This is a genomic window from symbiont of Argiope bruennichi (assembly GCF_051094275.1).
Classification (GTDB): domain Bacteria; phylum Bacillota_I; class Bacilli_A; order Mycoplasmatales; family SG1.
This window is the reverse complement of record NZ_CP070274.1, coordinates 486,188-506,783: the sequence shown is the minus strand read 5'-3', so window position 1 is coordinate 506,783 and position 20,596 is coordinate 486,188. Positions and strand designations below refer to the sequence as shown.

The window sequence follows — 20,596 nt, the reverse complement described above, 5'->3', positions numbered from 1 at the left end:
TAAATTCTCTTTTGATTTATCTTATAATTAATTAAAATATATAAAGTCATGAACCCATCATTTTTTCTTTTTCAGTGAACTGAGGAAGATACCGTTGTTCTTTTATTAACTGTTTTAGTTTTCTTTGTACTTTTTGTTATTTTTTTAATTTGATTAATTTTTTGAATTTTAAAGAAAAAAAATCGATCAATTGCTGAAACAAGCAACCTAATTACAAAAAATAAAAATTTTAATGATGGTCAAACAACCGATTTAAACACCCTAGATACTTCATATGACAAAGCCACTAGTACGACAAGTACAACAGATTTTGATTTTGATTTAGAGAATAAGAAACCAATTGATGACTCAACTGATGATGAGTTATTCGATCCCATTGAAAAGTTTAAAACCGAAGTCATAAAATTGAAGGAAAGACTTGATAAGGAAAAATCTGATGAGTAAAAAATTTATTTCTGATAAAGAAAAAACCAATGACTTTTCTTTTTTTTACAAAAAGAAAAAAGCCCTTTCTGATTTTAAAAAAGGGGTTATGGTTATTGACAAAGACAATGAAAAAACCCAAATATCTCCAGAAGATCCAAAATTTTTAATTTTTTTTCAAATTATAAAGTTTAAAAGATTTTTACTATTTTTATTTCTTGCTTGCTTTTTAAGTTTTTTTATTTTTTCTTCAGTAAATACTTTTTTTGTTCTAAATTATCCAAATGATGTTTACAAGTTTTCTTTAAATTTCTTTTTCAATGCTTTAATTATTTATTTTTTTCTTTGATCCTTATTTAATCTAATAAATTTTCATAATTTAATTGCAACATTTAATTTATTATCATGAAAGAAAAAAGAAATTGTTGAAGAAAAGTCTTGATTTACCGATCATATTTTAATGATTATTCCCTTATTTAAAAAAAATATTAATTATTTTTTATTATATATTTTAGCTTTTATTACATCTTCATTAATTTATACTTTTCTTTTAAATCACTTTAACTACATATCGAAAGAAGAATTTAAAGGGTACTTTATTTTTATAATTTCTTTTGGATTTTCTTTTGCTTTTATTTTTTGTTGATTAAAATTTATTTTATTTAATTACCATGACGCTTCAAAAATTTTATTTGCCTCATTAAGTGATTCTAGTGATAATAATAATTATGGTAACTATTTTTCTGGGTCAAACTATGGTATTGAAAAAATTTCTTCAAATAAGAAAATCGTTCCATATAAAAAAAAATTTTCAACAAGATCACAAAAAAATCAATTGGATGATGATTTTATTGATGTTTCTTTTGTAGAAAATGAAATGGATGAACTTTCAAAAGTTAAAAAAAAATTATCAGAAAAAAAACTAAAAAAGAAAGCCAAAAACAAAAAAGCTCTTTACTGATGATTTGGTGTTGATTAAGGCTAGAAAATAATTAATGAAAAATAATCAAGATTTTTTTGATTTAAGTACTTATTTTATTGATAAATTAAATTTAAATAATTTATCAATTGAAGAATTACAATACAAAAGAAAATTTTGCTTAAACGCTCTATATTTATCATATTTAGATGAACTTTTAAAATCTAATGTTTTTGGATTTCAAAAAAATAATTGTAAAAATGTTTACTGAAAAGAATATCACTTTTGAAAAAATTTTTACTTTCCAACTTTTGACTATACATTGGTTTATGGAAAGATATTTTTACTTATAAAAAAGGTAATATTTTTTTTTTTTCTGCAAAAGAAACTCACAAAAAGAAACAAACGCGAAGATAAAAAAAAAATGAAAAAAAAAGTATCTCTTAAATAGTTGATGAAAAAAAAAAAAAATGATGATAAATTATATATTGAAGAAAATGATAAATTTTCTTACTTTCCAGATGATGTTATTAAAAATAAATTTACAAAAGCCAATTATGATGATTTTGTATTTACTATGTCGCTTCCTTTTGGAAAAATAAATTTTTTAAAAACTAACAACATTTTTTTATCACAAAATATTACAATTTTGAAAAATAATAATAAGAAAATTTGTTTAAATTTGTTTTTTTATTATTTTTTTAAAGGTAATTCATATTTATTTGAAAACAATGCTGGCAATGTTCTAGATCTCTGCTACGTTTTACAAAATGAGGATTTGATGCCAGTTGAATGATTATTCCCGCAAACTTATATCAACAAGCAAATTATATAAAAATGTTTTATGAACTCGAAAAACAAATTAGTTTGTTAATAAAAATTAGAAGAAAATCAAGAAACATTTTACATTTTTTGGGGAAAAATTGTCTTGATGATAAAACATATAAATTAAGTGATTTAGTAGAAAAAAGACGTCCTTTAACAATAACTAGCACTGATTTTTTTGATTGATTAAAATATCCAAGAGCCGATCATTTAAGACATACAGTTTATCCTTGAAGAACAATAACTGCTGGTTATCAATGAACAAAAATTAAAAAAATCTTATACTCTGAACCCGCAAAAGAAATAAACTTAGAAAAAACTATTTATAGATATCATTTAAATGATCTGGTAATTTCAAAAATTTATGGAAAAACTTATAATCCTTATCTTATCGATAGAGTTAACTTATATGCTATGTCGCCAAATACACCGCCTTATTTTTCAAAATTATCGGAAGTATCAACTCATATAATTTTATGATCTATGCTTGGACAAAACTTTTATCAAAGATTTGGAAATAAGTGAAAAGTTGGAACTGCAATTGAATTTATTCGTAAAAATCGTTTTTTTAATGAAGAGTTGAAGCTAATAAAACCAAAATATTATCACCTAACAGAACATTTATCAAATGTTTATAACTTTTGTGCCAAAAATATTTCAAAATATACTAAATTACGTGAAGAAATTTCAAGATTGTTGCAAGATCCTGCAGTAATTGAGGATGAAACTTATGAAAAACATTTGCAAGATATGTTTTTATTAAGCCAAGAAGCTAAAGAAACAAATATTTCTTTATTAAATCAAAAAGTTAAACACGAAAACATGTCTTTTTTAGCACAAGAAAACAAAGAAAATATAGTAAATAATCAGCAAGAAATTTTTGAAGAATCTGAAAAAAATAAATCATCTAAAAAAAAATGATGAAAATTTTGAAAATAAATTTTTACTTAAAATAATTTAAATAAAAAAAAATTATAATAAAATTTATATACTTATTTAAAGTAAGAAAAATTTAATTATGGCTTCTAGCAGCAACTTAGAGTTTAAAATTTACATAAAAGATTCAAAATCTAAACAAATTATTTTGGAACTTTATCCTTCTTTTGAAAAAATTTGCAATGATATTGCAAATTATTTAAAATTAGAAACAAAATATCTTTTCGCATTAATTTTTGTAACAGAATCAAAAATTAAAAAAATTAACTCAATTTATAAGTCACCTAATCCTACCGATGTTTTAGTTTTTCCTTTTAAGTTAGAATACAAAGAAATTTTGACCAAAGAAGAAGTTGTTGAACTTGGAGATGTTTTTATTTGTACTTCATATATTGAAAAAAATCTTTCAGATAATAGTCTTTTTGATGAAATAAAAAATGTTTTTATTCATGGAGTTTTACATTTATTTGGATACGATCATACCGATGAAATTACTAGTGATGAAATGTTTTTTGTTCAGGACTATATTTTTGATTTGCAAAAAAGTATTAATTAATGGATAAAAACAATGAATTTTCTGGATTTGTTACTTTAATTGGGGAACCTAATGCTGGAAAATCTACTTTAATAAATACAATTTTTAAAAAAAAAATTGTTATTACTTCTTTTAAAGCGCAAACAACAAGAAATTTTATTAGGTGTGTTTTTGTTTATAAAAATAAGTTTCAATTTATTTTTATTGACACCCCAGGAGTTCACAAAGGTGGTTCCAAAGAAAATGAATTGATGGGAAAAGAAGTTAATAAGGCCATAAAAGATGTTGATCTAATTTATTTTTTATGTCCATGTAATTGTAAGTTTGATGAAAGAACAACAAATATTTTAAATTTTTTAAAAAAATTAAAAAACGATATTTTTTTATTAATAACAAAAAGTGATTTATTAAAAGAACCAGAACTTTTAATTTTTAAAAATAAAGTTTTATCTTTTTTTAAAGAAATAAACTTTAAAGAAGTTTTTTTTATTTCTTGTGTTAATGAACTAAATACTGATCATCTTTTAGAAACTTCAACTGCTTATTTAAAAAACCCTTTCTTTTTTTACGAAAAAGAACAAGAAGTTTTAACTTCTTCAAATTTTCAAATATCTGAATTAATAAGAGAAACAATTTTTGAACATTTACGATGTGAAATTCCATATGATTCCATTGTTTTGGTAGATTTAATTAAAAAAAATGAAGAAAAAAACATGCTAATTATTTATGTTTCTATTTTATTAAAAAAAAATAGTCAAAAGATTATTTTTATTGGTAAAAATGGGGAAAATATTAAAAAAATTGGGATGATTTCTCGTCAAAAAATTGAAAATTTATTAGGTCAAAAAGTATATTTGCAACTTCATGTAAAGCCAACAAAACATTGAATAAGCAATTTTTTATCCATTAATTAATTTTTTAGATGAATAACAAAAAAGATTTTAATAAAATTGTTACTTTTTTAAAAAACAATGGATTTTTTTTTCCAACCGATGAAATATATGGTGGAACTCAAAGTTTATATGATTTGGCTGATAGAGGAGTAATTTTTAAAAATTTACTAATAAAAAAAACAACTGATTTTTTTTTAGATTTATCAGACGACTTAAAATTTTATCAATTAGATTCTTCAATTATTCACAAAGAAGATGTTTTTTTGGCAAGCGGCCATTTAAAAAACTTTTTTGACGTCTATTCTGAATGCAAAGATTGTAATTTTAGAAATCGAATTGATGATTTGAAAGATTATTTTTTACAAAATAATTTAGATAATGAAACAGTTTTTGATACTTTATTAAAACAAAAAAAAATTCATTGTTTAAATTGTAATTCTACAAATTTATCAAAATTTAAAAAATTTAATTTAATGTTTGAATTAAATTATAGTCTTACTGATGAAAAAACAAAAAAAGTTTTTTTAAGACCAGAAACTTGTCAAGGTATTTTTATAAATTTTCAAAATATTTTGAAAATTTTTAGACCTAAAATTCCATTTGCAATTTTGCAAACTGGAAAAGCATTTAGGAATGAAGTTACGGCAAAAAATCTTTTTTTTAAGACTAAAGAATTTACTCAATTAGAAGTAGAGTTATTTTGTAAAAAAGAAGATGAAGAAAATTGATTTAATTTTTTTACAGAAAAAATTTTTTTGTATCTTATAAATGATTTAAAAATTTCTCAAGAAAATTTAAAAAAATATCAATATAATCAAAAAGAATTAGCTCATTACAGCAAAAAAACCACAGACATAATGTTTAATTTTCCTTTTGGATGAAAAGAACTTTTAGGCATTTGTAATCGAGGTACTTTTGATTTAGAAAATCATATTCGTAATTCAAATTCCAATTTAAAAATTTTTGATGAAGAAACTAAGCATAGTTTTATTCCATCAGTTATCGAACCAAGTATTGGCATCGAAAGACTAATGTTGGCCTTGCTTATTGATTACTATGAAGAAGATGAGAAAAGAGTTTTTTTAAAAATTCCATTTGATCTTTCAATTTATCAAATTGCTGTTTTTCCTTTAGCAAAAAAACTAAAAGATGATGCCAAAAAAGTTTATTTATCGCTGAAAAAAATTAAAAAATATCGAGTAATTTTTCAAGATAATGCTTCTATTGGAAAACTTTACCACAAATATGACGCTATTGGAACTTTTTTTGCAATTACTTTTGATTTCGATTCATTAAACGACAATTGTGTTTCTTTAAGATTTCGCGATAGTAAAGAACAAAAAAGAATTAGCATTCAAAATATTGATTTAGAAATTGATAAAATTATTAATGAAATGTAATTTAAAACAAGCCTACGATTACATTACAAACAATGTAAGTATTAATGAAATTATTGGAAATTACATTGAACTAAAAAAAAAAGGTTCAAATTATGTGGGATTATGTCCATTTCACAATGATACTAATCCCTCACTTTCAGTTTCTTCACAAAAAAAAATTTTTAAGTGCTTTTCTTGCAATGCTAAAGGGAATGGAGTTACTTTTGTTCGTGATTTTAAAAAAATTTCTTTATATGATGCTGTAAAAGAAATTATCGAAATCTTAGATTTAGACCTTCAGTTAGAAGAAAAACAAGAAACTTCTGAAACTTCATTTAATTTTGATAAATTTTATGAATGCAATTTAGATTTTTTAAAAATTGCTAAATATAATTTTTTAGAGAATGAAAAATACAATCAAACAATTTTTTTTAAAAGAAAAATTAGTTTAAAAACTTTAAAAACTTTAAACTGTGGTTACTGTGATGTCAGTGTTATTAATGTTTTGAAAAAAAAACAATATGATGAAAAGTTTTTATTAGATTTAAATTTAATTTTAGAAAATGGTAGTCCTACCTTTAATAATTTTTATATTTTTCCTATTTTTAATTTGAACCAAAAAATTGTTGGTTTTTTTGGGATTCCAAAGGTAGTTAAAAATTTAAAATATCTAAATTCTAAAGAAACACCACTTTTTAATAAAAATGAAGTACTTTATAACTTTAATTTAGCTTGAGAACAAAAACAAATTATTGACTATATAATTTTAGTTGAAGGATATTTTGACGTATTTAGTCTTGTATCATGCGATTTAAAAAATGTTGCTGCAACTATGGGAACAAGTTTATCAGATTATTGCTTAACTTATCTTTTAAAGTTTTCAAAAGTAATTTTAAGCTTTGATTTTGATGAAGCAGGGCAAGAATTTACAAAAAAAGTAATTTACTTGTTATTAAAGCGTAATTTCTCTAAAATTTTATGCATAAAATACGATTTAAAAGCAAAAGATGCCAATGAATATTTACAAAAATACAATGAAGAAAAACTAAAAAAATTATATTTAGAAGAACCAATAACATGATATGAATATTTATATCTTATTTGAAATCTAAAAAATAAAAACACCCCAATTAATGAAGATTTTTTTCAATTTTTTAAACCATTTATTTTTTGTTTAAATAATTTAAATAAAGAAATTGTCATCGATTTTTTAAGTAAAAAGACTAAAATTGATAAAGCAACCATTTCAGATTATTTTTTTCAAAATAAAAACTTTACTTCTAAAGAAACTTCAAAACCAAAAGAAAAAAAGGTTATAAATATTATGCAATACCAGTCATTTATTTTATCAAATTGTTTTTTTAATGATGAAAATAAGTTGTTTGTTGATGAAATTGGAGTTGACTTAAAAAAAAAGTCTCACAATTTTTTACTTACTGCAATAAATAATAATTTTTTTGGTAAAATAAATAATAAGGGTGATTTAAAAAAAGTACTGGTTTCTAATGCTTTTTATAAAAATTTTTTTAATTCTGAAAAAAATATTTTAAACTATATTCGCGAAGAGTATCAAAATTACGATCCAAAAAAATTTAAGCTTGCCGTCTTAAAACTTACTTTGTTGGATTGCAAAAAAGAAATTTTAAATTTAAAAAATTTTCTTGTGAATGAAAATAATCTTTTATTGAAAGATATTTTAAGAATTAATTTCTTAATTAACCTTTTAGAAAAAAAAATTGCTCTTATTAACCAAAAACAATCTGATCTTATTTATTAAACATGGAAATAAAAAAAACTAACTTGCTAACAAAAAAGAAAAAAACTCTTTTTTATTCTTTGACTTCAAAACAAAAGAAAAATTTAAAAAAAGAAGTTGTCAAAAAAATAAATTTTTCAATTACAAAAAATTTAAAAATAAAAAAATCACTTTTTAAAAGTGATAAAAATTCAAAATTATATTTAGTTAAAAAAAATAACCAAGAAATTGACTTTTTTAAAAATAAAAATGTAATTTCAGATATTACGGCATCTTCTTCAATCTTTGAAGATGATGATTTTTCTGGAAAAGACTTAGATAAAATTGAAGAAGAAGTAAAAATTTTAGAAAAATATTTAAATCTAGAAAAAAATTATGACAGAGATGAAAAAATAAATGTTTCTTATATTTCAAATTTATCAAATCGCGAAAAAATTGCTGATAGTGTTCGTGATTACTTAAATCTTGTTGGTAAAAAGCGACTTTTAACTCACAAAGAAGAATTAGATCTTGCCAAAAAAATTTTATCTAAAAATCCAGAAATTTCGAACAACGCAAGGAAGCAATTAATTGAAAGTAACTTACGATTAGTAGTTGCAAATGCTAAAAGATACCTAAACAAAGGAGTTGAATTTGGTGATTTAATTTCTGAGGGGAATATGGGTCTTTTAAAAGCGATTGAAAAATATGATTATAAACGAGGTTTTAAGTTTTCAACTTACGCAACTTGATGAATTAGACAGGCAATTACGAGATCAATTGCCGATCAAAGTCGTCTTATTAGAATTCCTGTTCATATGGTCGAGATTGTAAATAAATTAAGTCAAATCGAAAAAGACTTAATGGAACAAAACCATCGAGTTCCAACCAACCAAGAGATTTTACAAAAAATTAAAAAATTTTATCCAAATTTAAATCAAAAAAAACTAAGAGATATTAAAAGAATTGCAAATGACCCAATAAGTCTTGAAAGACCAATAAAAAACGATGATGATAGTTATTTTGGAGACTTTGTAAAAAATCCAAACTCGATTAATCCCCATGAAAATGTTTTTAAAGAAATGTTAAAAAAACAGGTTGATTTAGTCTTTAAAAATGTTTTGAGCAAAAAAGAAGAAGCAATTATTAAAATGCGCTATGGAATTGAACCATATGGCAGAGAATGAGGTCTTGAAGAAATTGGAAGAAAATTTCATCTTTCAAAAGAAAGAATTCGTCAAATAGAAAATAAAATTATCAAAAAACTAAAGCATCCGATAAATTCGAAACATTTGTATGAATTTGTCAAAAAATAAGCAACTTTTTTTATCAGATAGACTTTTAATTATTTATAATCTTGTTAAAAATTATCGCTCAATTGTCGATTTTGGTTGCGATCATGGAAAAATTTTGCTAAATTTATATTTAAACTTTAAAGATAAACACTTTTTAACTGCTGTTGACAATAAATCGCTACCATTAAATAATTGCAAAAATAATTTCGAAAAACTTTTTCAAAGTCCAAAAAACGTCTCTTATTTACAAATTGATAAAATCTCAAGCCTTCCATTAAATCATTATAATTGTGTCATTATTTCTGGTGTTGGAGTCAATACAATTAATGAAATTTTAAAAAACAATCACCATGTTACAGTTGATTATTTTATCTTTAATGTTGATAAAAAAATTGACCGACTACGATTTATTATTTTTTCTTTTGATTGATACATAGAAAAAGAGTATTTTATTTTAGAAAACAATATTTATCAATATATTTGTAAAGTAAATACCAAAAAAAAGTTTAAAGTTTTTACGTTAGTTGATTTATATCTTGGAAATAAATTGAGATTTGAAAATAATCAGTTTTATTACGATTATTTACACAAAAATTATCAAAAAATTAAATTGAATAAAAATATTTCTGCACAAAAGTTAAAAATTATTAATAATTATTTGACAACTTTTTTTTCTTATGAAACATAAAAAAATTATTGATTTTTTAGAAAGTTATTATCCCTTATCAAAACAAATGGAAAATGATATTTCTGGATTTCAATTTGGTAATTTGCAAGATAAATTTTTGGGATGTTTAGTTACTACTGATGTAACCCTAGAAGCAATTGATTTTTGTATTTTAAAAAAACTAAATTTAATTGTTACACACCATCCAATTTTATATCCAAACCCCGTAAAGGCTTTTGAAAATGAATTTTTACAAAAAAAATTTTTATTACTTGAAAAAAACCAAATTACTGTTTTTTCCCTCCACACAAACCTAGATGTTCTACCAAACGGATTAAATTATTTTTTAGCAAAAAATTTTTTTACCAATCAAAAAGTTTATTTAAAAGAAACTTATGCAAAAATTAATAAAAAAATTTTGCCAGAAAAATTACTAAGAAAACTTAAAAAAACTTTAAAAGCTCCCATAAGATATGTTTTTTTTGAAGATAAAATTTTAAATATTGCCTTTATTTCTGGTGCTGGTGCAAGCTTAATTCCAAATATTTTAAAACATGATCCAAAAATTAACACTTTTATTACCGGTGATGTAAAATTATCAGATTTTATTTTTGCCAAAGATAACAAAATTAATCTTATTGATATTGGCCATGAAATTGAAATTTTATTATTTAAAAATTTGTTTTTTTTCTTAAAAAAAAAATTTTTAAAAAAAAAAATTTATTACTTAGACTCTATTGAAATATTAACAAAATAGTTCTAAAAAGTTATATAATTAATATATATGTACCAACTACTTATTGGTTCTCACTGCCAATTAAAGGCTCCCAATTATTTTTTTGGAAGTGTTAAAGAGGCAATAGAATACAAGGCAAACGCCTTAATGATTTACACTGGAGCCCCTCAGAATACCATTCGAAAACCAACTGCCTTTTTTAAGATTAAAGAAGCCAAAGAATTGCTAGAAAAAGCAAACATCCCCTTAGAAAATGTTGTTGTTCATTGTCCATACATTATTAATGTTTCCAATCCAATCGATAAGATAAAAAAACAATTTTCGGTTAATTTTTTAGAAGAAGAAATAAAAAGGACGGCTGCAATTGGGGCTAAAACGCTTGTTTTACACCCAGGAAACTATTTAAGTTCTGATCTATTTTCAGGAATTTTAAATTGTATCGATTCTTTAAATCAAATTGATTTAAAAAAATATCAAGTAAAAATTGCTTTAGAAACGATGGCTGGGAAGGGAACTGAAATCTGTTTTCGTTTTGAACATTTAAAATATATTCTAGATCATGTAAATGATAAAGAAAATATTGGAGTATGCCTTGACAGTTGTCATTTACATGATTCAGGTTATGATATTATTAACAATCTTGATGCTGTCTTAGAGCATTTTGACAACTTAATTGGAATTGAAAAAATTTTTTGTATTCATGTAAATGATTCAAAAAATTTACAAAATTCAAGAAAAGATCGTCATGAAAATATTGGCTGTGGTTGTATTGGCTTTAAACCCCTAATAAATTTTATTTTTCATATAAAATTAAACAATATTGTAAAAATTTTAGAAACCCCTTACATTAATAATGTTCCCATGTATCGAGAAGAAATTGATATAATTAGAAAAAAAACTTTTGTTAACCTAAAGGAAAGTCATTATGAGAATTAAAATATTACTAAAATGCACTGTATGTGGCGAAGAAAACTACATCACTGAAAAAAACAAAAAACAAAACACTGAAAAAATTAAATTAAAAAAATTTTGTTGAAAATGTAAAGGCCACACTTTACATGAAGAAAGACCAAAAAAATAATTTATTTTTTTTAATGGATAAAAAAAAAATTCTAACTGATTTTATTTCTAAAAATGGTCTTGACTGTTTAGTTATTTCTTCTGGTTTTACAAGATTTTGATTGACAAATTATGATACAACTGCCGGGATAATTGTTGCTACAAAAGACAAAAATTATTTTTTGGCAGATGCTAGATATTTTAATCGCATTAAAAATGACAAAAATTGTGAAAACATTGATGAGTTTATTCTTACAAATAACTATTTTTCTGATCTAAATATTTTACTCGACAAACTTTTCTTAAAAAATATTGGTTTTGAAAAAAAATATTCAAGTTATAGTGATTTTTTGTCACTAAAAGCAGTGCTTCAAGATAAAAATTTAATTCCGACAGCCACAGAAAATTTGCGTCTTGTAAAATCTCTCAAAGAAATTGAAAAAATTAGAAAAGCATGCGAAATTAATGACAAAATTTTTAATTTTTTAACTAAAAATATCAAAGTTGGAATGACAGAAAATTTTGTAAAAAATTTAATTTTGCAAAAAATTATTGAATTTTCTGGTGATGGTCCAAGTTTTAGTCCAATTGTTGCCTCAGGCATTAATTCAGCATTTCCTCATTATGACCCAAAAGATGTAAAAATAAAAGAGGGCGATATCTTATTACTTGATTTTGGGACAATTTATCAAGGTTATTGTTGTGATATGACAAGAACTATTTTTGTTGGCAATGTCAATTGTAATCCTAATTTTTCAAAATTAAAAGAAATTTATTTGACGGTAAAAAAAGCTCAAGAATCAGCAATTTCTCATGTTATTCCTGGAAAAACTGGCAGATTAATTGATCAAGTTTCTAGAAATATTATTAAAAATGCTGGATATGGTGATTTTTTCTTACACAGAACTGGACATGGTCTTGGCATTGAAGTTCATGAGTTACCTAATGTAGCCGATTATGATGAAACCAAATATCAAAAAAATATGGTTGTTACGATTGAACCGGGAATTTATTTAGAAAATGTTGGTGGGGTTCGAATTGAAGATGATGTTGTCTGTGATTTGAACTCTGGTGTTCCTTTAAACAAATCTCCAAAAGAACTTTTAATTATTAATAATTAATTTTTTTATGTTTTTTACCTATTGTAAAAAATTTCATAACAAAAGAAAATTTTTTATTAGTGATAAAGTTTTAGTATTTTCAGTTCTTTATTTAATTATTTTTTTATATATATTTTTTTACAATCAGTCAATTTATAATTGAATTTTTCATGCTTTTTTTGTAATTATCTCAATATTTTTTTTAAGGTTAAAAATATTTTTAGCAATTTTGTTTTGTTTAATATTTTTTTTAATTTCTTTTTTAATTACCAAATCAATTAATTTTTTTAATAATAAAAATTATTTATCGATAATATCTGAAACCAAAAATAGTTTTGTTTGCAAAAAGGATTTTCAAAACTATTTTTTTTTAAAAAAAACTTCCTTTAATCAAAATAAACTATTTATTGGGATGAAAATAGTTCCCTTAAAAATTTCTTATTTTCACCATAAATCTCAATTTTTTAAATATAATTACAAAAATTATTTATTTTCTAATTATATTAAGGGTAATGTTATTATCTACGAACCAAATTATTCAGAAAACAAAAATAATTTTTTATTAAATTTTAAAAATTATGGTAAAAATTTAAAATCATTATTTTTAAGATCATTAATTTTTTACAACTTTTCAAGCAAAAATCATTTGTTAAAAGCTGCAAAAGATTATAATTTTTTACAATATCTAATTATTTCAAGCTTATATCTTACTTGATTAAAAAAAATTTATTTTTTTCCCTTAAAAAGATTTTTGCCCCTAAAATTAATTGAAATAGTTTTTCTTTTATTTTTGTTAATTTATTGTTATTTATTAACTTTTGCTCTCGTAATTTTTAGGTTATTTATTAAAGAAATAATTGTCTTTTTTTTAAAGTTTAAATATCATTATTCAAATCTTTTGGTTTGATCTCTTTCCACTTTATTTTTTTTATTGTTTTTCCCAAAAATGATTGGAACGATTGCCTTTTTTTATTGTTTTATGGTGGGTTTTTTTGCAATTATATTTTTAGAACTTATCAATAATAAAATAAAAAATAATATTACCAAAAAAATTTTGCTTACTACTTTTATTTTTATAATTTGTAGCATCTTTTCTTTGTATTTAAATAAAAAAGCCAATATTTTGGCAATTTTTTTTATTTTGATTGTTGAAACAATTTCAATTTTTTTCTTTTTAATTTCTTTTCCCTTTGCTTTCTTGCAAATTGATATTACCAATCTTTTATTTGAAAAAATTGATTTTTTGTATCAAAAAACTTTCTTTTTTATCATCAACTTTTCTTATTTTTTAAAAATTTAAATAAAATAAAAATAAATTATTTTTTTTAAATTTTAATTTAAAATATTTAGTAAAAAATACAATAATTTTTTCATTTTCTAGAAAATAAAAAGGGTAGCTAAGAGCAGTTAGCATTAAAGAAGGTGAGAACAAATAATTTTTCAAACAAATTAGTTAAACAAAAAATTAAAAAAATAACTAAAAATCTTTTAAAAGAAAAAATTATTTTAGAAGTATTAAATATCTCTAAAGAATATTTTGGGAAAATAATTTTAAAATCTGTTGATTTTTATATTAAGGAAAAAGAATTTTTAACAATTTTAGGTCCCTCTGGGAGTGGAAAATCAACTCTCTTAAGAATTATTTCAGGACTTGAACAGCCAAGCGCTGGTTCTTTAATTTATGAAGGCATAGATATTAAAAATTTACCGCCATACAAAAGACAATTTAATACAATTTTTCAAAATTATGCTTTATTTCCCAATTTTGATGTCTATGATAATATCTCATATGGTTTAAAAATTAAAAAATTACCAGAAAAAGAAATTGAAAAAAAAGTTTTAAATATTTTAAAACTTGTCGATTTAGAAGATTATGAAGATTATTCAATTGATAATCTGAGTGGTGGGCAACAGCAAAGAGTAAGCTTAGCTAGAGGGTTAGTAAATGATCCAAAAATTCTTTTATTAGATGAAGCACTTTCGGCATTAGATGCCCTTACAAGAAAAAAGATGCAAATTGAATTGAAAAATATTCAAAAGCAATCAAACACAACTTTTTTATATGTAACCCATGATCAAGAAGAAGCACTGATCATGAGCGATCGAATTATTGTTATGAATGATGGGGTAATCGAACAAATCGGCACTCCTGAAGAAATTTACAATGAGCCAGAAAACAAATGAGTCGCAAAATTCATTGGAAAATCAAATATCATTGATGATGCAATTTTTATTAAGGATAACTTAGTTTTTTGAGACCATAATTTTTTTCCTTGCAATGATGTAAATTTTGGTGAAAATGAGCCCGTAGATGTCGTTATTAGACCAGAGGATATTGTTCTAAAGGGTAAAAATCAAGGTTTTTTTAATGGAATTATTATTAACAAAGTTTTTCAAGGAATTCATTTTGAATATTTAATTTTTTCTCATGGAAGAAAATATTTAGCTGATTCGACAAAAAATTTTGAACTTGGAAAAGTTGTTGGTTTATGATTTGAAAAAGATGACATTCATGTAATGTGAAAAGAGATTGAGTAACATGTATTCAAAAATAAAAATAAAATTTACAAAAAAAATTGATACTTTTAAACTCCTATTTTTTCCCTATTTAACCGTGTTATTATTTTTAATTTTGCTACCTTTTTTGATTATCTTAATTTTTGCTTTTACTGAATTTACAGCAAACAATCTCATTAGATTTTCCTTTGAAAATGTTTTAAATATTTTGAATAACTCATCAATTATGAAAATTTTGGGATTTTCCATATTTATTGGGCTTTTAACCGCATTTTTATGCCTTATTATTGGTTATCCAATTGCATACATTATTGCCTTTAAAATTCAAAATCAAAAATCAAAGGCTTTTCTTTGATTTTTATTTACCTTTCCAATCTGAATTAATTTATTAATTAAAAGTTATGGGATTCAAACTTTATTTCGCCTATTATTTCCAGACTTTTATGGAACTTTTTCTTGCATGTTATTTGGACTTATTAATGTTTTTTTACCAATCATGATTATGAATATCTATACTTCTCTTGATGGTATTGACAGAAGATATTTAGATGCTAGTAGTGATCTTGGGGCAAAACCTTCAACAACAATTAAAAAAATTATTTTTCCATTATCACTTTCTGGGGTATTTTCCGGTTTAATGCTAGTTTTTATTTCTGCATCAACCACCCTTGTAATTCCACATTTTTTAGGAAATGGGAATTATTTAATGATTTCAAATGTTATTGAAAATTACTTTTTTAAAAGTAGCGACTATAAATCTGCAATTTCAGTTGCTTTAATTTTGCTTTTATCAATTGTAGTTTTTATCCTATTATTTAAATTTGCTGGAAAAATATTTAATTATCAAAGACCAAAAAAAGGAAGAAAAAATGTTTAAAAAAATTTTTTTAAAATCATATTTGCTTTTAGCATTTATGTTTCTTTATTTGCCACTTTTTTTTGTGATTATTTTTTCCTTTAATAATTCAGGGGATGTTTACAGTTTTAAAAACTTTAGTTTTGGCTTTCATTTTTACAAAGAATTATTTGAGAAATCAATTTTTCTTTCTTCAATTATTGTATCAATTTTAATTGGGATTTTATCGGCCTTAATTTCTACAATTATGGGAACATTTGCAGCAATCAGCCTTTCAAAATTTACAGCAAAAAAACAAAAATTGTTTTTTTCACTAAATAATATTCCAATTATTAATGCAGATATTATTACGGCTGCCGGTCTTATGATTTTATTTATTTCTTTTATGATTCCTTTAGGTTATTTTTCTTTGTTAGCATCTCACATTTCTTTTTGCATTCCATATGTTATTGTTACCATCACCGTTGGCTTAAAAAATATTAATTCAAATCTTATTAATGCAAGTTTAGACTTAGGAGCAACACCTTTTTATACAGTTAGAAAAATTGTTATTCCATTATTAAAAACAGCAATTATCGTTTCTTTAATTTTATCATTTGCCCTTTCAATTGATGATTTTGTAATTTCATATTTTACTTCAGGTCCAAAGCAAAATGCTTCCGTATATATTTATACACTTTTAAAGTATTTTCCTTATGTTAATGCATTTGGAGTTATTCTTGGTGTATTTCTAGCAATTATTTTTGCTGTTTTTCAATTTTTATCTTTTTACAAAAACAAAAAACAAAGATTTATTATTAAAAAAAAACAAATCTCAAAAAAAATTACTTTGGTATCATCAAAAATTAATAAGTTGGAAGCTAACTTCAAAAATTTAGCTCCACCATCAATAAAAAAGGAGCACTTTAATGAAAAAAAAACTTAAAGAAATTAAATTATTTTTTTTAAAAAAAAAATTAAACTTTCTTTTAAATAAATTTAAAAAAGTTTCTTTAAGACAAAAAAAATATCAAACATTTTTAGCCAAGTTCAAAGAAACAAAAAGTTATTTTTATTTACAAACTTCAAAAAAATATTTTCTTTTAATCTTATTTACTTCAACTTTTACTTCGTCAGTTTTTTATTTTTACTGAAAAAATAAACATTCAATTTCAATTGCAATTTGAACTGATTATTTAACTGATGAAGTTATTGATAAATTCAAAGAAGAAACGGGCTGAAATGTAAATGTGGTAACTTTTTCTTCTAATGGAGAATTACTAAATAAATTAAATTCTACTAAATTTGATGTCATTATGCCTTCAGATTTTACGGTTCCCGAACTTTACAAATATGGATTTATTCAACCATTTGACATTAAAAAAATTAAAGAAGATCAAGACAATTTTTCAAAAAATGAAATTGATAATTATTTTTATCAAAAACTTATCTATAACGATACAAAACCTACAATGTTTCAAAACTTAAACTTTTTTGATGATGTTGGCAAGGAAAAATTTTTTGTTCAACATCCTGGAAGCACTGAAAGTTTTTATTATCCGTTTTATCCAGGAACAATTCAGTTTGCATACAACAAAGATATGTATTCAGATCCAGATGCCATTTTAAAAAAATATGGCCTTGATAAAAATGACCATTTTTCTTTATGAAAAGCTTTAAGAGAAGCAATGAAAGACAAAAATATTTCAAAACCAATTTTATTTTCAGATGATCCAAGAAACAGTTTTGGATTTACAAAAACTTTAAGACTTATTGATTGTGCTTCTAAAGGTAAAAATTATTCTGAAGAGTGCAAAGAATTTTTTCCATATTATACAAAAAACAATGAAACTCAAGCAAAAAATGATTATTTAAACTTTCAAACTCCTTTAGATGTGATAAAGTCTTTTGAACTATTAAAAGACTTGGGAATAAACAGAAATGTAAAATTTGTTGGCGATGAAATTGCCACAAATCTTTCTGACAAGGCATTTTCTATTGGTTTTATTTATAATGGTGCAATAAGTTATGCAATCCAACATAAAAACAATTCTATTGAAGGAATAAATTTTAATAAATTTTTGTTTTGTAAAGATTGTCTAAAAGATGCAAATGTTCCTTTTTACACTGATGGATTTGTTTTAGGAAGTAATTTATCAAAAGAAAAAAAAGAAATTTCAGAAAAATTTATTTCTTTCGCAACATCATATTATTCTGGCTATTCAACGCTTAAAAATTACAGTTTTCCAACTTTAAATTTTGCTTCTATAAAAAAATACGTTAAAGAAAAATTTAAAACAGGGGATACAAGTTTCTTAAGTAATCTTTTAATGTTTTCTACTGGTGAATTAGACACAAGTAGTTTCAGCAAATTTATTTCTGACTTTGAAGCCAAATTTGATGAATTACAAGAAATTTTTCGCCTATACACTTATAACTTGGATGATTTGGTGAATAATTACTATAATTTATTTTTAACAGATAAAGGAGCACAAGACTAATTTTTATAAAAAATATTTTTATAAAAATAAAAAAATATTATAAAAAAACCCTTATAATGAATTTGCATATTTAAAAAATATGGCACCGTAGCCAAGCTGGCAAGGCATTAGTCTGCAAAACTTAGATCGTTGGTTCGAATCCAACCGGTGCCTCCATTGTGCTCGTAGTTCAATGGATAGAACGCTTGACTACGGATCAAGTAATGAGGGTTCGAATCCTTCCGGGCATGCCACGGGAAGTGGTTCAGTTTGGTAGAGCGCCTGGTTTGGGACCAGGAGATCGCAGGTTCGAGTCCTGTCTTCCCGACCATTTTTTTTGGGGTCATAGTTTAGTGGTAAAATATCTGACCTGCACTCAGATGACATGGGTTCGACTCCCATTGACTCCACCATGGCAGAATGGCTCAGTGGTACAGCGCACGGCTCATGTCCGTGTTTTCGGGAGTTCGATTCTCCCTTCTGCCACCACTTTGTATTAAAAAAGCTAAGGATCCTTAGCTTAAGTGGCTAAAGCGCTCGGCTCATGACCGAGAGAGTGCGGGTTCGAATCCTGCAGGATCCACCACTGGAGGGATACTCAAGCGGTTGAAGAGGCCGGTTTTGAAAACCGATAGGAGATGAAAGTCTCGCAAGGGTTCGAATCCCTTTCCCTCCGCCATTTTTTATTTTTTTGTTATAATGATGTTAGCATTTTTGCCGCGGGGTGTAGCAATTGGTAGCTTACTGGGCTCATAATCCAGTGGTTGGTGGTTCGAGTCCACCCCCCGCAACCAAGGTCCTTTGGTATAGTGGATATTATATCTCTCTGTCACGGAGAAGACACGAGTTCGATTCTCGTAAGGACCGCCAGACCTATTAAGTCTCAACAGGCAGAGCTGCAGGTTGAAGCCCTGCGTGAGTTGGTTCGAGTCCAGCATGGGTCACCATTAATTATTTTTATATTTTTTCAATTCAAAATAAAAAAAGAATTAATGGCCACTTTTAATATTAAAGAAGAAATAAAACTTTTATTTTCCTCTCAAGTTAATATTGTTTCAGAAGTTACCAATAAAAATAAATTTCAAAAATGTATTGATGGAACTAAAGGAATTTATTGTGGTTTTGATCCTACCTCCAACAGATTACATCTTGGAAATTTAATTCAGTTAAATTTATTGAAAAGACTTCAAAAATTAGGTTGTAAGCCAATTGTTATTATTGGTGGTGCTACCGCACAAATTGGCGATCCTTCGGGAAAAAAAGTTGAAAGAAAAATTTTAGAAAAAAATGTTGTTGAAAAAAACAAAGAACAAATAAAAACCCAAATTTCAAAATTTTTTTCTAATAATATTAAAATTTTTGATAATTTTTATTTTTACAACAATACTAATATTTTAAATTTTTTAAGAGATGTTGGGAAAGACTTTAATGTTAATAATTTGCTAAAAAAGGAGGTTATTAAAACAAGACTTGAAGTAGGAATTTCTTTTACAGAATTTAGCTATCAACTTCTACAAGCTTACGATTTTTTTTATTTATACAAAGAACATCAATGTTATGGGCAAATTGGTGGAAGCGATCAATGGGGCAATATTATTAGTGGAATTGATTATTGCAATAAAAAATTTTCAAATTGTAATGCTTTTGGAATAACTTTTAATTTATTAACCGATAGTAATAATAATAAATTTGGCAAAAGTGAAGATGGGGCAATTTTTTTAGATGAATCATGAAAAATTTATAATTATTTATTGTCAATTGATGATAAATTAATTGATCAAGTATGTTATTTATTAATGGATTGGTCATTAGTAAATATTAAAAAAATGTTAGATGAAAACAAATTAAATTTATCTGTAAAATTAGCTCAAAAAGAATTAACAAAAAATGTTATTTCGTATTTATTTTCAGAAGAAAATTTTAAAAATTATCAAGAAATTAACGAAATGCTATTTTATTGAAAAGATAAAATAAATTTTTCTCTTTTAAGAAAATATTTTTCTTTTTTACCTTCAATTCAATTAAATTGAAATGAAATTCGCGATAAAAAAATAATTGATATTCTAGTTTTAATTGAACATTTTGGTTCAAAAACAAAAATAAGACAACTTATAAAACAGAAAGCCTTACTATTAAACAAAAAAATTGTCAAAGAAGACGATAACTTAAAAAACTATATTACTCAAGATAATAAAATTAATGATTTTTATTATATTTTAATACAAGCAGGAAAGAAAAATTTTTTTGTTATAAGAACATAAG

General features: G+C 24.0%; 21 protein-coding genes and 10 tRNA genes. All 31 read left to right on the top strand.

Translation table 4 applies throughout. The annotated features are described in order from the left end of the window. Nucleotides 1-48: 48 nt before the first annotated feature. Nucleotides 49-444, top strand: a complete 396-nt coding sequence (locus JTY60_RS02460; protein ID WP_434414532.1) for a hypothetical protein — start codon at nt 49-51, stop codon at nt 442-444. Next, nucleotides 437-1,402, top strand: coding sequence for a hypothetical protein (locus tag JTY60_RS02455; protein WP_434414531.1), 966 nt, complete (start codon nt 437-439; stop codon nt 1,400-1,402). The genes JTY60_RS02460 and JTY60_RS02455 overlap by 8 nt, the downstream gene beginning before the upstream one ends. A gap of 16 nt (nt 1,403-1,418) precedes the next feature. After that, the gene (locus tag JTY60_RS02450; RefSeq protein WP_434414530.1) at nt 1,419-1,793 is read left to right on the top strand and encodes a hypothetical protein; all 375 of its coding nucleotides are present in this window, start codon (nt 1,419-1,421) and stop codon (nt 1,791-1,793) included. Nucleotides 1,794-1,796: 3 nt separating this feature from the next. Beyond that, nucleotides 1,797-2,177: a hypothetical protein gene (locus JTY60_RS02445; RefSeq protein ID WP_434414529.1), complete on the top strand. Its 381-nt coding sequence runs from the start codon at nt 1,797-1,799 to the stop codon at nt 2,175-2,177. Continuing rightward, nucleotides 2,135-3,106 (top strand): hypothetical protein, encoded by a 972-nt coding sequence (locus JTY60_RS02440; RefSeq protein ID WP_434414528.1) that lies wholly within the window; start codon nt 2,135-2,137, stop codon nt 3,104-3,106. Before JTY60_RS02445 ends, JTY60_RS02440 begins: the two co-directional genes overlap by 43 nt. Before the next feature lie 79 nt (nt 3,107-3,185). Then, nucleotides 3,186-3,659 carry an rRNA maturation RNase YbeY gene (ybeY, locus tag JTY60_RS02435; protein WP_434414527.1) on the top strand — a complete coding sequence of 158 codons (474 nt, stop codon included), beginning with the start codon at nt 3,186-3,188 and terminating at the stop codon, nt 3,657-3,659. Then, on the top strand, nt 3,659-4,552 hold the full coding sequence (gene era, locus JTY60_RS02430) for a GTPase Era (RefSeq protein WP_434414526.1): 894 nt from the start codon (nt 3,659-3,661) through the stop codon (nt 4,550-4,552). The genes ybeY and era overlap by 1 nt, the downstream gene beginning before the upstream one ends. A gap of 8 nt (nt 4,553-4,560) precedes the next feature. Next, nucleotides 4,561-5,931, top strand: coding sequence for a glycine--tRNA ligase (locus JTY60_RS02425; protein WP_434414525.1), 1,371 nt, complete (start codon nt 4,561-4,563; stop codon nt 5,929-5,931). Next, nucleotides 5,921-7,687 carry a CHC2 zinc finger domain-containing protein gene (locus JTY60_RS02420; protein WP_434414524.1) on the top strand — a complete coding sequence of 589 codons (1,767 nt, stop codon included), beginning with the start codon at nt 5,921-5,923 and terminating at the stop codon, nt 7,685-7,687. The genes JTY60_RS02425 and JTY60_RS02420 overlap by 11 nt, the downstream gene beginning before the upstream one ends. Before the next feature lie 2 nt (nt 7,688-7,689). Continuing rightward, nucleotides 7,690-8,961, top strand: coding sequence for a sigma-70 family RNA polymerase sigma factor (locus tag JTY60_RS02415; RefSeq protein ID WP_434414523.1), 1,272 nt, complete (start codon nt 7,690-7,692; stop codon nt 8,959-8,961). Next, entirely contained in the window at nt 8,942-9,628 is a 687-nt protein-coding gene (locus tag JTY60_RS02410; protein ID WP_434414522.1) for a tRNA (adenine(22)-N(1))-methyltransferase TrmK, read from the top strand. The genes JTY60_RS02415 and JTY60_RS02410 overlap by 20 nt, the downstream gene beginning before the upstream one ends. Next, a complete protein-coding gene (locus JTY60_RS02405; protein ID WP_434414521.1) occupies nt 9,618-10,364 on the top strand; it encodes a Nif3-like dinuclear metal center hexameric protein in 747 nt (248 codons plus the stop codon). Before JTY60_RS02410 ends, JTY60_RS02405 begins: the two co-directional genes overlap by 11 nt. A gap of 27 nt (nt 10,365-10,391) precedes the next feature. Then, entirely contained in the window at nt 10,392-11,279 is an 888-nt protein-coding gene (locus JTY60_RS02400; protein ID WP_434414520.1) for a deoxyribonuclease IV, read from the top strand. Next, the gene (rpmG, locus tag JTY60_RS02395; protein ID WP_434414518.1) at nt 11,269-11,424 is read left to right on the top strand and encodes a 50S ribosomal protein L33; all 156 of its coding nucleotides are present in this window, start codon (nt 11,269-11,271) and stop codon (nt 11,422-11,424) included. The genes JTY60_RS02400 and rpmG overlap by 11 nt, the downstream gene beginning before the upstream one ends. Nucleotides 11,425-11,437: 13 nt before the next feature. Beyond that, the gene (locus JTY60_RS02390; protein WP_434414516.1) at nt 11,438-12,523 is read left to right on the top strand and encodes an aminopeptidase P family protein; all 1,086 of its coding nucleotides are present in this window, start codon (nt 11,438-11,440) and stop codon (nt 12,521-12,523) included. A gap of 7 nt (nt 12,524-12,530) precedes the next feature. After that, complete coding sequence (locus tag JTY60_RS02385; protein ID WP_434414515.1) at nt 12,531-13,802, top strand: hypothetical protein; 1,272 nt, start codon at nt 12,531-12,533, stop codon at nt 13,800-13,802. Between the two features lie 122 nt (nt 13,803-13,924). Then, nucleotides 13,925-15,040: an ABC transporter ATP-binding protein gene (locus tag JTY60_RS02380; protein WP_434414514.1), complete on the top strand. Its 1,116-nt coding sequence runs from the start codon at nt 13,925-13,927 to the stop codon at nt 15,038-15,040. A 1-nt stretch (nt 15,041) separates the two neighbouring features. After that, nucleotides 15,042-15,896 (top strand): ABC transporter permease, encoded by an 855-nt coding sequence (locus JTY60_RS02375; protein WP_434414512.1) that lies wholly within the window; start codon nt 15,042-15,044, stop codon nt 15,894-15,896. Next, entirely contained in the window at nt 15,889-16,800 is a 912-nt protein-coding gene (locus tag JTY60_RS02370; protein ID WP_434414510.1) for an ABC transporter permease, read from the top strand. The genes JTY60_RS02375 and JTY60_RS02370 overlap by 8 nt, the downstream gene beginning before the upstream one ends. Next, a complete protein-coding gene (locus JTY60_RS02365) occupies nt 16,784-18,355 on the top strand; it encodes an extracellular solute-binding protein (RefSeq protein ID WP_434414509.1) in 1,572 nt (523 codons plus the stop codon). Before JTY60_RS02370 ends, JTY60_RS02365 begins: the two co-directional genes overlap by 17 nt. A gap of 81 nt (nt 18,356-18,436) precedes the next feature. Continuing rightward, nucleotides 18,437-18,511 (top strand) — tRNA-Cys (locus JTY60_RS02360). Between the two features lie 2 nt (nt 18,512-18,513). After that, nucleotides 18,514-18,588, top strand: a tRNA-Arg gene (locus tag JTY60_RS02355). Continuing rightward, nucleotides 18,589-18,665, top strand: a tRNA-Pro gene (locus JTY60_RS02350). 8 nt (nt 18,666-18,673) lie between these two features. Beyond that, nucleotides 18,674-18,747, top strand: a tRNA-Ala gene (locus JTY60_RS02345). A gap of 1 nt (nt 18,748) precedes the next feature. Then, a tRNA-Met gene (locus JTY60_RS02340) sits at nt 18,749-18,823 on the top strand. Between the two features lie 20 nt (nt 18,824-18,843). Beyond that, a tRNA-Ile gene (locus JTY60_RS02335) sits at nt 18,844-18,920 on the top strand. 2 nt (nt 18,921-18,922) lie between these two features. Beyond that, nucleotides 18,923-19,013, top strand: a tRNA-Ser gene (locus tag JTY60_RS02330). Nucleotides 19,014-19,052: 39 nt separating this feature from the next. Next, a tRNA-Met gene (locus JTY60_RS02325) sits at nt 19,053-19,128 on the top strand. Nucleotide 19,129: 1 nt separating this feature from the next. Continuing rightward, a tRNA-Asp gene (locus JTY60_RS02320) sits at nt 19,130-19,204 on the top strand. Then, nucleotides 19,205-19,281: transfer RNA gene (locus JTY60_RS02315), tRNA-Phe, on the top strand. It abuts the tRNA gene before it with no gap. A gap of 45 nt (nt 19,282-19,326) precedes the next feature. Beyond that, on the top strand, nt 19,327-20,595 hold the full coding sequence (tyrS, locus tag JTY60_RS02310) for a tyrosine--tRNA ligase (RefSeq protein WP_434414508.1): 1,269 nt from the start codon (nt 19,327-19,329) through the stop codon (nt 20,593-20,595). The last annotated feature ends 1 nt before the right edge of the window (nt 20,596 follow it).